Below are 12,859 nucleotides of genomic sequence, written 5' to 3'. Positions count from 1 at the left end.
CCGAACCGAGCAAGTCAGACGGTCAGACGCTTGCGGCCCTTGGCGCGACGACGCGACAGGACTTGACGACCGTTCTTGGTAGCCATGCGAGCACGGAAACCGTGAGTACGGGCGCGCTTGATGGTGCTGGGCTGGAAAGTGCGTTTCATGATGCGTTACCTAAAGGTCACAACGGGCTGTTTACGAGGAGCCTGGCGTGGCCCCGTTCAAATAGACCGGCGATTCTAGTGAAAGCCATGCGCAAGGTCAATTTTCGTTCAGCCCTCAGGACGAAGGGTCTTCGCTCAATCAAATAAAAAAGGGAAGAGTTTTAAAAAGATGAAAGATGTAATGATGCTTAGGTAGACCTTATTCTGTGGATAAGTCTCTAGAAGCCTCTAGGGTACTGTCTTTCAGAGAAAATGAGCTCTGTGTGGATACCGTGCTGAGGGTGTTCGAATGCTTAGGAAATGCAGTGGATAAGTCGATGTGTTATCCACAGGTGACTTATCCACTGGGTTTGCCCTTCGGTTGTCCAACGAGCGCAAGGCGGGTTTTCCACAGTGCTCATTCAGACTAAAGGCGCGTTCAGAGGTGCTTTTTTCGGGTGTGGAGCCGCACTCAGCTGCACGGCAGTCCGTCCATGTGGATAAGCCAGGGGTGTCCCGGTACAATGCCCGACTGTTTTTAGCGCTTCCTTAAGCGGAACCGGGGGTCATTTCGTGTCGGTCGAACTTTGGCAGCAATGCGTGGAACTGTTGCGCGATGAGCTGCCTACCCAGCAATTCAACACCTGGATTCGACCCTTACAGGTAGAGGCCTCGGCAGGCGAGCTACGGGTTTATGCGCCTAATCGATTCGTGCTCGACTGGGTCAATGAAAAGTATCTCGGCCGACTGATGGAGCTGCTGGGTGAGCACGGTGACGGTATGCCACCCGCACTGTCGTTGCTCATTGGCAGCCGCAAACCGGCTTTGGCCCCGCGTACTGCAGTGCCCGTGTCGGCCCCGGCGTCCCAGCCGGCCGCTGCACCCGTCGAGCCATCCGCCCCAGTCCCCCAGAAACCGATTCCTACGAGCGCTCGGGATAGCGATACCCCACCTGAGCAGAGCGTCATCCAGCCTGAGCTGGATATGCCGGTGGCCAAACCTGAGCGTACGGTTCAAGTAGAAGGTGCGCTCAAACACACGAGCTACCTTAATCGGTCCTTCACCTTCGAGAACTTCGTCGAGGGTAAATCCAACCAGCTTGCGCGCGCTGCGGCCTGGCAGGTTGCCGATAACCCCAAGCATGGATACAACCCCCTCTTCCTTTATGGGGGTGTCGGCTTGGGTAAGACCCACCTGATGCATGCTGTGGGTAACCATTTGCTGAAGAAGAACCCGAATGCCAAGGTTGTTTATCTGCATTCCGAGCGCTTCGTTGCTGACATGGTCAAGGCGCTTCAGCTCAACGCCATTAACGAATTCAAGCGTTTCTACCGGTCGGTGGACGCGCTGCTGATTGATGACATCCAGTTCTTCGCTCGCAAGGAACGCTCGCAGGAAGAGTTTTTCCACACCTTCAACGCACTGCTCGAAGGTGGCCAACAGGTGATCCTGACGAGTGATCGGTACCCCAAGGAAATCGAAGGGCTCGAAGAACGCCTCAAGTCACGGTTTGGGTGGGGATTGACCGTTGCGGTCGAGCCACCTGAATTGGAGACCCGTGTTGCCATTTTGATGAAGAAGGCCGAACAGGCGAAGGTCGACCTCCCTCACGATGCGGCCTTCTTCATTGCGCAGCGGATTCGGTCGAATGTGCGTGAACTCGAAGGCGCACTCAAGCGGGTCATTGCCCACGGCCACTTCATGGGGCGCGACATCACCATCGAGCTGATCCGCGAATCGCTCAAGGACTTGTTGGCGCTGCAGGACAAGCTGGTCAGTATCGACAATATCCAGCGTACCGTCGCGGAGTACTACAAGATAAAGGTCTCGGACCTGCTGTCGGTGAGACGCTCGCGTTCGGTGGCGCGGCCCCGTCAGGTGGCCATGGCGCTTTCGAAGGAAATCACGAATCACAGCTTGCCAGAGATTGGCGATGCGTTCGGCGGGCGCGATCACACGACCGTTCTGCATGCCTGCCGCAAGATCAGCGAATTGAGGGAGTCTGACGCGGACATCCGCGAGGACTACAAGAACCTGCTGCGAACACTGACTACCTGACGCAGCCCACGAGGCAAGGGACGAGACCATGCACTTTTCCATTCAGCGCGAAGCCCTCCTGAAACCATTGCAACTGGTCGCTGGCGTCGTGGAACGACGCCAGACGCTGCCGGTGCTCTCCAATGTTCTGTTGGTGGTCGAAGGTCAACAGCTGTCACTGACCGGTACCGATCTGGAAGTCGAGCTTGTTGGACGCGTGACGCTCGATGATGCGGCCGAGCCAGGCGAGATCACCGTTCCTGCGCGTAAGCTCATGGACATTTGTAAAAGCCTGCCCAGCGACACGTCGATTGACGTGCGTGTGGAGGATCAGAAGCTCCTGATCAAGGCTGGCCGTAGCCGCTTTACCCTCTCCACGCTTCCTGCGAACGATTTCCCGACGGTGGAAGAGGGTCCGGGCTCGATGACGTTCAGCTTGCCGCAAGCCAAGCTGCGCCGCCTGATCGAGCGCACGAGCTTCGCGATGGCGCAGCAGGATGTCCGTTACTACCTGAACGGTATGCTACTCGAAGTCAGCGCGGGTTCTCTTCGCGCGGTGGCTACCGACGGCCATCGCCTGGCCATGTGTGGAATGCAGGCGGGCATCGAGCAGGCCGACAAGCACCAGGTCATCGTTCCGCGCAAGGGCATCCTCGAGCTGGCCCGTCTACTCACCGAGCAAGATGCTGACGTCAGCGTAGTACTCGGCCAGCACCACATTCGCGCTAATACCGGCGAGTTCACCTTTACCTCCAAGCTCGTTGACGGCAAGTTCCCTGACTATGAGCGCGTGCTGCCCAAGGGCGGTGACAAGTTGGTCGTCGGTGACCGCCAGCTGCTGAAAGAAGCGTTTAGCCGGACGGCGATTCTTTCGAATGAAAAATATAGGGGTATCCGCCTCACGCTGGCGTCTGGCCTTCTGAAAATCCAGGCCAATAACCCAGAGCAGGAAGAAGCCGAGGAGGAAGTGGCGGTCGATTACAACGGCGACGCGCTGGAAATCGGTTTCAACGTGAGCTACCTGCTGGATGTGCTGGGCGTGATGACGACCGAACAGGTCCGCCTTACATTATCGGATGCGAACAGCAGCGCACTGCTGCAGGAAGCGGGTAACGACGATTCTTCCTATGTCGTTATGCCAATGCGTCTGTAAGAGAATGCTCGGGGAAGCCATGGCCATCGGCGCCAGCTGTCATGCTTTCGCGCTTCTAATGCGCGATACATGGTCGATGGCCTGCCCCTACTACTGTCCCGGTATTGGGGCAGCCCGCATCAAAGATGGGTACTGATGTCCCTCACCCGCCTTTCGGTCACCGCTGTACGTAATCTGCAGTCGGTCACCCTATCTCCCTCTCCTAGGATCAACATCCTCTACGGCTTCAATGGCAGCGGGAAGACCAGCGTGCTGGAAGCCATACATTTGCTCGGCCTGGCCCGGTCTTTTCGAAGTGCGCGCCTCACGCCAGTGATCGGCCACGAGCAGCCGGCGTGTACCGTGTTCGGTCAGGTTATGCTGGCTGAGGGAAGGCAAAGCAACCTTGGCGTTTCTCGAGAAAAGGACGGCGACCTTACGATTCGTATCGACGGGCAGAATGCCAGAAGCGCTTCCCAGCTCGCTGAACTGTTGCCATTGCAGCTGATCAATCCGGACAGTTTCCGGCTACTGGAAGGCGCCCCCAAGGTTCGCCGCCAATTTCTGGACTGGGGAGTGTTCCACGTGGAGCCGCGCTTTTTACAAGCCTGGCAGCGTCTCCAGCAGGCCCTCCGGCAGCGTAATTCGTGGCTTCGGCATGGTACACTTGACAGCGCTATCCAAGCGTCCTGGGATCGTGAACTCAGTTTGGCAGCCGAGGAAATCGATGTTTATCGGCGCGCTTATATCGCCGCGCTGAAGCCGGTTTTTGAAGAGGTACTTGCCCAGCTAATCGAACTGGATGGGCTGGTGTTAAGTTACTCACGTGGGTGGGATAAGGATCGCGGGCTCGCCGAAGTGCTCGCTGCCAGCCTCGAACGTGATCGCCATATGGGCTTTACTCAATCCGGGCCTCAGCGAGCCGATTTGCGGTTGCGTTATCAGGGCCACAATGCGGCGGACATACTTTCCCGAGGGCAGCAGAAGCTGGTCGTAAGTGCCTTGCGAATTGCGCAAGGCAGACTGTTGAACCACACCAAACGCGGGCAATGCGTCTACCTCGTAGACGATTTGCCATCCGAGCTCGATGAAGGGCACCGAGCGTCGTTATGCCGCTTACTTGAAGATTTGCAGTGTCAGGTATTCATCACCTGTGTCGACAGCGACGTATTGAAACAAGGCTGGCGACCGGAAACACCGGTCGCGATGTTCCATGTGGAACACGGTACGGTCAGTCAAGATTTTTGGAGTGAAGCATGAGCGAGAACAACTCGTACGATTCCTCAAGTATCAAGGTTCTCAAAGGCCTGGATGCTGTTCGCAAGCGTCCTGGCATGTACATCGGGGACACCGATGACGGTACTGGCCTACACCACATGGTTTTCGAGGTTGTGGATAACTCCATTGACGAAGCGCTCGCGGGTTACTGCTCGGAAATCAGCATTACGATCCACCAGGACGAGTCGATTACCGTTCAGGACAATGGCCGCGGCATCCCCGTGGATATCCACAAGGAAGAAGGTGTATCGGCCGCAGAAGTGATCATGACCGTCCTGCACGCGGGCGGAAAGTTCGACGACAACACCTATAAGGTGTCCGGCGGTCTTCATGGCGTGGGTGTCTCCGTCGTTAATGCCTTGTCCGAAGAGCTTCGTCTGACGATCCGTCGTGCCGGCCAAGTCTGGGAACAGGTTTACCACCATGGTGTGCCGCAAGCCCCATTGAGCCCTATCGGCGAGGCCGACGCGACCGGCACTCAGGTCCACTTCAAAGCCTCTTCCGAAACCTTCACGAATATTCAGTTCAGCTGGGACATCCTAGCCAAGCGCTTGCGCGAGCTGTCTTTCTTGAACTCCGGTGTCGGTATCCTGCTACGTGATGAACGTACCGGGAAGGAAGAACTGTTCAAATATGACGGTGGTTTAAAGGCATTCGTGGAATACCTCAACCACAACAAGACCGCGGTCAACCAGATCTTCCACTTCGATATTCAACGCGAAGACGATGGCGTCGGTGTCGAGGTCGCGTTGCAGTGGAACGACAGCTTCAACGAGAACATTCTTTGCTTTACGAACAACATTCCCCAACGTGACGGTGGTACCCACCTGGCAGGTTTCCGGTCGGCGCTGACGCGTAACCTCAACAACTACATAGAACAGGAAGGCCTGGCGAAGAAGTTCAAGGTTGCTACGACGGGTGACGATGCACGAGAGGGTCTCACAGCGATCATTTCTGTGAAGGTGCCCGATCCGAAGTTCTCGTCCCAGACCAAGGACAAGCTCGTTTCATCCGAGGTCAAAACAGCGGTCGAGCAGGAAATGGGCCGATTCTTCGCAGACTTCCTGCTGGAGAACCCCAATGAAGCCAAAGCCGTTGTTGGCAAGATGATCGACGCGGCACGTGCGCGGGAAGCGGCTCGCAAGGCGCGCGAGATGACCCGCCGCAAAGGCGCTCTCGACATCGCCGGCCTTCCGGGCAAACTTGCCGACTGCCAAGAGAAGGATCCTGCCCTTTCCGAACTCTACATTGTGGAGGGTGACTCCGCGGGTGGCTCTGCCAAGCAAGGGCGGAACCGGCGGACCCAAGCGATTCTTCCGCTCAAGGGCAAGATCCTTAACGTCGAGAAGGCGCGCTTCGACAAGATGCTGTCCTCGGCTGAAGTCGGCACGCTGATCACCGCTCTCGGCTGTGGTATCGGCCGCGAGGAATACAATATCGACAAGCTGCGTTACCACAACATCATCATCATGACCGATGCTGACGTTGACGGTTCGCACATCCGTACGCTGCTGCTGACGTTCTTCTTTCGTCAGTTACCCGAGCTGATCGAGCGTGGCTATGTGTATATCGCTCAGCCACCGCTCTACAAGGTGAAGCGTGGCAAGCAGGAGCAGTACATCAAGGACGACGAGGCCATGGAGGAATACATGACTCAGTCGGCTCTGGAGGACGCGAGCTTGCATGTGAATGCCGATGCGCCCGGGCTATCTGGCGGATCGCTGGAGCGGCTTGTAAACGATTACCGGACCGTGACCAAGACGCTGAAGCGCCTGTCTCGCCTGTACCCGTACGAGCTGACCGAGCATTTCGTCTACCTGCCCCGCGTTACCACCGAGCAATTGGCGGACGAGGCGGCAATGAAGGCTTGGCTCGATGGGCTCCAGGCACGTCTGAAGGCATCCGAGAAATCCGGTCAGACCTACAGCGCCAGCCTGCGTCATGATCAGGAGCGCCAGCTCTACCTACCAGAAGTCCAGATCGTTGCGCACGGTCTGTCGAACTACATCACGTTCAATCGCGATTTCTTCGCCAGCAACGACTACAAGACCGTGACGGCGCTGGGCGATCAGCTCAACAGCCTGCTTGAGGAAGATGCGTACGTGCAGCGCGGCGAGCGCAAGCGGCCGATTTCGACGTTCAAGGAAGGCTTGGAATGGCTGATGACGGAAAGCACCAAGCGTCACAGCATCCAACGCTATAAGGGCTTGGGCGAGATGAATCCGGATCAGTTGTGGGAGACCACCATGGATCCGAACGTTCGGCGCATGCTCAGGGTGACGATTGAGGACGCGATCGCTGCGGACCAGATCTTCAACACGCTGATGGGTGATGCCGTGGAACCGCGCCGCGACTTCATCGAAAGCAACGCACTGGCGGTGTCCAACCTGGACGTCTAAGCCCTACTGCGAAATTCGAGCGGCCCCAAGCCTTACGGTTTTGGGGCCGTTTGTTTTTCCAGCTTGCGCAGGAAAACCGTCATTTCCTTTTCGGCCTGCTTGTCACCCTTGGCGACGGCAGCATCGATTCCGTCACGCCACGCCTGCGCAGCCGAATCGTACTCGCCCATACCCTGCAGGGCTTTGCCGAGCAGCTTCCAGGCGGCGGAATAGCTGGCGTCCTGTTCGATGCAGCGACGCAGGTGTACGGCCGCGGCGTTCGCATCGCCTGCGTCCAGGTAACCCTTGCCCAGGCCAAACCGGAGCAAGGCATTGTCGTTACCCTTGGCGAGCATCTTTTCAAGCGAATCGAGCATGACAGATTCCCTTTAGAAGAAGGTGAGACCAGCCTGGAAAAGCCGTTCGACATCACGAATATGCTGCTTTTCCATCAGGAACAGAACCGCATGGTCGCCGGATTCGATAACCGTGTCGTCATGCGCGATCAAGACCTCATCCTTGCGGATGATCGCCCCGATGGTCGCACCGGGCGGAAGCGAGATGTCCTCGATCATCCGGCCAATGACGCGGCTTGACTTGGAATCACCATGCGCCACGACCTCGATGGCCTCTGCCGCGCCCCGGCGCAGCGAGTGGACGCTTTCCACGTCGCCGCGTCGCACGTGGGTCAACAGGCTGCCGATGGTGGCCAGTTGTGGGCTGATGGCGATATCGATCTCGCCGCCTTGCACCAAGTCCACATACGCGGTGTTGTTGATAAGTGTCATGACCTTGCGCGCACCGAGGCGTTTCGCAAGCAGCGACGACATGATATTGGCTTCGTCATCGTTGGTCAGTGCCAGGAAGATATCCGTGTCGCCGATACCCTCCTCCACCAGCAGGTCGCGATCGGATGCGCTGCCCTGGAGCACGATGGTGCGGTCCAGTGCTTCGGACAGGTGCCGACAGCGTGATGGACTCACTTCGATGATCTTCAGTTGGTACCGGCTTTCGATGGCCTCTGCCAGGCGTTCACCAATATGCCCACCCCCGGCAATGACGATGCGCTTGTTGCCATCTTCCAGACGTCGCAATTCGCCCATGACGGCCAGGATGTGGTTGCGTGCGGCGATGAAGAACACTTCGTCATCGGCTTCGATCACCGTGTCGCCCCGCGGTACGATGGGCCGATCGCGACGATAGATGGCCGCCACCCGCGCATCGACATTCGGCATGTGCTCTCGCAGTTGCCGAAGTTGCTGACCAACCAAGGGGCCTCCGTAATAGGCACGCACGCCCACCAACTGGGCCTTGCCGCCACCGAAGTCGATCACCTGGAGCGCCCCAGGATATTCGATGAGGCGCTTGATGTAATTCGTGACGACCTGCTCTGGACTGATCAGAACATCGACTGGGATGGCTTCGTTGTCGAACAAGTCCCGGCGGGTCAGATAGGCCGACTCGCGTACCCGCGCGATGCGCGTTGGGGTGTGGAACAACGTGTAGGCAACCTGGCAGGCAATCATGTTGACTTCATCGCTGTTGGTGACCGCGACCAGCATATCTGCGTCGTCCGCGCCCGCCTGGCGCAGCACGGTTGGAAACGACCCTTTTCCCTGGATGGTGCGAATGTCGAGCCGGTCGCTCAGACTGCGCAAGCGGTCGGCGTCCGTGTCGACCACGGTGATGTCGTTGGCTTCGCTAGCCAGATTTTCCGCGAGCGTGCCGCCTACCTGGCCAGCACCGAGAATGATGATCTTCAAAGATTGACTCCGTTACGCTCAAGCGCCGCTCGGTGAGCCATGTGCCGTGTCACGAACAGCATCGGTGATCCGCACCGGGCGATGAGGGACAGCGTTTGTTCATGACGAGCGAGGCGCGGCGGCGATCTTGACCAGTTTGGCGTAATAGAAGCCATCGTGCCCGGCGAGTTGTGGAAACAGTTGGCGACCGTGAGGTTGGCCCAGACCGAAGTCGCCGGCAACGTCGAGCTCTCGGGCACCTGGCGTGCGCTGCAGAAACGCCTCGATTGCATCGCGGTTTTCGGCTGGCATCACCGAGCAGGTCGCATACACCATGACGCCGCCGACCGAGAGAAGTGGCCAAAGCGCATCGAGAATCTCGCCCTGAAGCCGGGCCAGGGCCTCAATGTCGTCTGGCTGGCGGGTGAGCTTGATATCCGGATGGCGGCGTATGACGCCTGTAGCGGAACAAGGCGCGTCCAACAGAATGCGGTCGAAGGCCTTCCCGTCCCACCATTCCTTGGTGTCTCGAGCATCAGCGGCGATCAGCGTGGCGTTCAGGCCAAGGCGGGTGAGGTTATCCGTCACGCGGCGCAGACGAGCCGGCTCCAGGTCGATCGCCGTGACATCCAGCGTTGGCTCGTGCTCAAGCATATGACAGGTCTTTCCACCCGGTGCGGCGCAGGCGTCGAGTACCCGAAGTCCTGGTTGCAGCTCCAATAGACCCGCGGCCAACTGCGCTGCTTCGTCCTGGACACTTACATGGCCTTCCTGGAAGCCGGGCAAGCTGCTGACATCAGTTGGCTCGGCCAGGGTGATTCCGTCATCACTGAATGCGCATGGCGTTGCCTGTATGCCTGCTTCCGCCAGGCGATCCAGGTAGCTGTCCCGTGTTCCGTGCCGAACGTTCACCCGCAGCGTCATGGGCGGATGCTCGTTATTGGCGTCGCAGATCTGGTTCCAATACTCCGGCCACTCTGCCTTCAGGCGCTTTTGCAGCCAGCGGGGATGGGCCGTGTGCAGGACAGGGTCGCGATCGAATCGTTGCAGGAGTTCCTCGTGCTGCCGCTGCGCGTTGCGCAGCACCGCATTCAGGAGGCCTTTCGCGAAAGGTTTCTTCAGCGCGGCGGCGCAGCCGACCGTTTCGCCAATTGCGGCATGCGCGGGGATCCGGGTATGAAAGAGCTGGTACAACCCCACGAGCAGAAGCGCTTCCACATCACGGTCCGCCGCCTTGAAAGGCTTCTGCAACAGCGCATCGGCCATCAGCGCCAGGCGCGGATACCAACGCGCGGTGCCGAAGGCCAGATCCTGGGTGAGCCCTCTATCACGTGAATCTACGCGCTCAAGCACGGGCGGCAAGCTGCCTGCCAGCGAAGCCTTGCCCTGCAGGACGGCCGCCAACGCACGGGCCGCGGCGAGGCGCGGGTTCATTCGCCCATCACCGTGCCGGCAGCGAATTGTTCGCGTCGACTATTGAACAGGTCACTGAATGCCAACGGCTTACCGCCTGCCAGCTGCAATCGGGTGAGTGTGAGCGCGCCTTCGCCACAGGCCACGGTCAGGCCGTCCCGTGATGCGTCGAGGATCTGCCCAGGCTGGCCATTGCCTGCCCTTACGGTGGCCCCAAGCACTTTCACAGCGGCACCGCCGAGGGTTGTGTGGCATCCGGGCCATGGAAAGAACGCTCGGATGCGTCGGTCGAGCTCGATTGCTGGGCGCTGCCAATCCAGGAGGGATTCAGATTTGTCGAGCTTGTGTGCATAGGTCGCCAGCGCATCGTCCTGCGGCTCGCCCTGCAAACCGGTTTGTGCAAGGCGAGTGACTGCGTCGACAACCGCTTGGGCCCCAAGAACAGCGAGGCGGTCATGCAGGCTGGCACCGGTATCGCGATCGCCGATAGCCGTTTCGACCTTGAGCAACATGGGGCCGGTGTCCAGGCCCGCTTCCATCTGCATCACCGTAACGCCCGTTTTGGCGTCGCCTGCTTCGATGGCCCGCTGAATAGGCGCTGCGCCGCGCCAGCGGGGTAACAGGGATGCATGGCTGTTGATACAGCCCAGGCGAGGGATATCGAGCACGGCCTGTGGCAGGATCAATCCATAGGCAACGACGATGAGCAGATCCGGCGCGAGCGATGCCAGCGTAGACTGGGCGTCGGCATCTTTGAGGCGAACCGGCTGGTGGACGGGAATCCCTTGCTTGACGGCCAGCTGCTTGACCGGGCTGGCCACGAGCTTTTGTCCGCGCCCAGCGGGACGATCGGGTTGCGTGTACACCGCGACGATCTCGTGATCGGTTCCGAGAAGCGCCTGCAGATGGTGGGCGGCGAAGTCCGGCGTGCCGGCAAAGACGATGCGCATGGAAGTCTCTTTCACAAAAGAAAAAGGCTTGCCGGAGCAAGCCTTTGGGTATCGGTTTTACGCTTGCTGGCGGTGCTGCTTTTCCAGCTTCTTGCGGATTCGATCTCGCTTTAGCGACGACAGGTAATCGACGAACAGCTTGCCATTCAAGTGATCACACTCATGCTGGATGCACACTGCGAGCAAGCCCTCAGCCACCATTTCGTATGGCTGGCCGTCGCGATCCAGTGCGCGGATGCGTACTTTCTGCGGACGATCAACGTTCTCGTAGAACCCGGGCACCGACAGACAGCCTTCCTGGTATTGGTCCATTTCGTCCGTGAGCGGTTCGAACTCGGGATTGATGAAGACCCGTGGTTCGCTCTTGTCTTCGGACAAGTCCATCACGACGACACGCTTGTGGACGTTCACCTGGGTTGCGGCGAGGCCGATGCCGGGCGCGTCGTACATGGTCTCGAACATGTCGTCTATCAGCTGACGGAGCTCGTCGTCGACCACGTCTACCCGTTTGGCGACCGTTCTCAGCCGTGGATCGGGAAATTCGAGGATGTTCAGGATAGCCATATGGGTTCGTGATGCACTTGTAGGATAAAGTCGAAACGCGCTGCTAACATCGCAGCAGCCTTGAAGGCGACTTCACGTCGCGGTTTCCATGGGGGATGGAGGCCGCGGCGCTAGGGCGTTTCAGTGAAGACACATCATAAAGGGATTCATTCCATGAGGAAATCACTACTGGCCTTGCTGCTCCTGGCGGCCAGCGGGGTTGCGCAGGCGGCCGTCCAGCTCAAGGACGGGCATCCCGACCGCTATACGGTCGTCCGTGGGGACACGCTTTGGGACATCTCCGGTCGATTTCTCAGCAAGCCCTGGCAATGGCCGGAGATCTGGCAAGCCAACCCGCAGATCAACAATCCTCACCTCATCTACCCGGGCGACGTGCTGTCACTCGTATATGTCGACGGCCAGCCTCGAATTCAAGTGGAGCGCGGCGGTTCCCGAGGAACGGTCAAATTGTCTCCGCAAGTCCGCACGACGCCTATCGCCGAAGCAATACCTACCATTCCGCTCGAAGCGATCAACTCGTTTTTGCTGAGCAACCGTATCGTCGATACGGCCGAAGCGTTCGACCGTGCACCGTATATCGTTGCAGGTACGGCTGAGCGTGTGATTGCCGGTAAAGGTGACCGCGTCTATGCCCGCGGCGACTTCACCGACGGGCAGTCCGTCTACGGCGTATTCCGTCAGGGCAAGGCTTATCGAAATCCTGAATCGGGCGAACTGCTCGGGATCAACGCCGACGACATTGGTACTGGGACGTTCGTGGCCCAGGAAGGCGACATTACGACCTTGACCTTGTCGCGCAGTACACAGGAAGTCCGTCCCGGCGACCGCCTTTTCGCGACTGAGGAACGTGCGATCAATTCGACGTTCTTCCCAAGCGAGCCTGCCGAGAAAATCGAAGGCCTCATCCTTGATGTTCCACGTGGAGTCACCAATATTGGCCAGTTCGACGTCGTGACGCTGAACAAGGGCAAGCGTGACGGCCTCGTTGAAGGCAGCGTCCTGGCGGTATACAAGACGGGCGAAACGGTACGCGACCGTGTCACCGGCGACCGCGTGAAGATTCCAGACGAACGCTCCGGTCTGCTGATGGTGTTCCGCACCTATGACAAGTTGAGCTACGGCCTGGTCTTGTCGGCTACCCGCCAGCTCGAGGTGATGGACAAAGTCCGCAATCCTTGAGTGAACGTTTCCCAGGGCGCCAATGGCGCCCTTTCTCTATGCGCTTTGCGCCGGTCAT

At 58.8% G+C, this 12,859-nt stretch carries 11 protein-coding genes; 5 read left to right on the top strand and 6 right to left on the bottom strand.

From position 1 onward, the window contains the following. Nucleotides 1-14: 14 nt before the first annotated feature. Nucleotides 15-149, bottom strand: coding sequence for a 50S ribosomal protein L34 (rpmH, locus tag ACY8D3_RS18970; RefSeq protein WP_003290924.1), 135 nt, complete (start codon nucleotides 147-149; stop codon nucleotides 15-17). Between the two features lie 552 nt (nucleotides 150-701). Here rpmH and dnaA point away from each other — a divergent pair. The 4 genes from dnaA (at nucleotide 702) to gyrB (ending at nucleotide 6,974) form a co-directional block, all read left to right on the top strand. After that, nucleotides 702-2,186: a chromosomal replication initiator protein DnaA gene (gene dnaA, locus ACY8D3_RS18965; protein WP_462380376.1), complete on the top strand. Its 1,485-nt coding sequence runs from the start codon at nucleotides 702-704 to the stop codon at nucleotides 2,184-2,186. A gap of 28 nt (nucleotides 2,187-2,214) precedes the next feature. Beyond that, nucleotides 2,215-3,318, top strand: a complete 1,104-nt coding sequence (dnaN, locus tag ACY8D3_RS18960; RefSeq protein ID WP_462380375.1) for a DNA polymerase III subunit beta — start codon at nucleotides 2,215-2,217, stop codon at nucleotides 3,316-3,318. A 135-nt stretch (nucleotides 3,319-3,453) separates the two neighbouring features. Beyond that, nucleotides 3,454-4,557 (top strand): DNA replication/repair protein RecF, encoded by a 1,104-nt coding sequence (gene recF, locus ACY8D3_RS18955; RefSeq protein WP_462380374.1) that lies wholly within the window; start codon nucleotides 3,454-3,456, stop codon nucleotides 4,555-4,557. After that, nucleotides 4,554-6,974 carry a DNA topoisomerase (ATP-hydrolyzing) subunit B gene (gene gyrB / locus ACY8D3_RS18950; protein WP_462380373.1) on the top strand — a complete coding sequence of 807 codons (2,421 nt, stop codon included), beginning with the start codon at nucleotides 4,554-4,556 and terminating at the stop codon, nucleotides 6,972-6,974. The genes recF and gyrB overlap by 4 nt, the downstream gene beginning before the upstream one ends. A gap of 32 nt (nucleotides 6,975-7,006) precedes the next feature. On the opposite strand, the gene ACY8D3_RS18945 is transcribed toward gyrB, so the two are convergent. The 5 genes from ACY8D3_RS18945 to def form a co-directional block, all read right to left on the bottom strand. Further along, nucleotides 7,007-7,330, bottom strand: a complete 324-nt coding sequence (locus tag ACY8D3_RS18945; RefSeq protein ID WP_462380372.1) for a tetratricopeptide repeat protein — start codon at nucleotides 7,328-7,330, stop codon at nucleotides 7,007-7,009. A 12-nt stretch (nucleotides 7,331-7,342) separates the two neighbouring features. Then, nucleotides 7,343-8,716, bottom strand: coding sequence for a Trk system potassium transporter TrkA (gene trkA, locus ACY8D3_RS18940; protein ID WP_462380371.1), 1,374 nt, complete (start codon nucleotides 8,714-8,716; stop codon nucleotides 7,343-7,345). Nucleotides 8,717-8,815: 99 nt separating this feature from the next. After that, complete coding sequence (rsmB, locus tag ACY8D3_RS18935; RefSeq protein ID WP_462380370.1) at nucleotides 8,816-10,129, bottom strand: 16S rRNA (cytosine(967)-C(5))-methyltransferase RsmB; 1,314 nt, start codon at nucleotides 10,127-10,129, stop codon at nucleotides 8,816-8,818. Next, nucleotides 10,126-11,058 (bottom strand): methionyl-tRNA formyltransferase, encoded by a 933-nt coding sequence (gene fmt / locus ACY8D3_RS18930; RefSeq protein WP_462380369.1) that lies wholly within the window; start codon nucleotides 11,056-11,058, stop codon nucleotides 10,126-10,128. Before fmt ends, rsmB begins: the two co-directional genes overlap by 4 nt. Nucleotides 11,059-11,115: 57 nt before the next feature. Continuing rightward, a complete protein-coding gene (def, locus tag ACY8D3_RS18925) occupies nucleotides 11,116-11,622 on the bottom strand; it encodes a peptide deformylase (RefSeq protein ID WP_462380368.1) in 507 nt (168 codons plus the stop codon). 153 nt (nucleotides 11,623-11,775) lie between these two features. Here def and ACY8D3_RS18920 point away from each other — a divergent pair, with 153 nt between their 5' ends. Further along, nucleotides 11,776-12,801, top strand: coding sequence for a LysM peptidoglycan-binding domain-containing protein (locus tag ACY8D3_RS18920; protein ID WP_462380367.1), 1,026 nt, complete (start codon nucleotides 11,776-11,778; stop codon nucleotides 12,799-12,801). Nucleotides 12,802-12,859: the final 58 nt, after the last annotated feature.

This window comes from Pseudomonas sp. Marseille-QA0892 (genome assembly GCF_054950135.1).
This window is presented reverse-complemented; position numbering and strand designations above follow the sequence as displayed.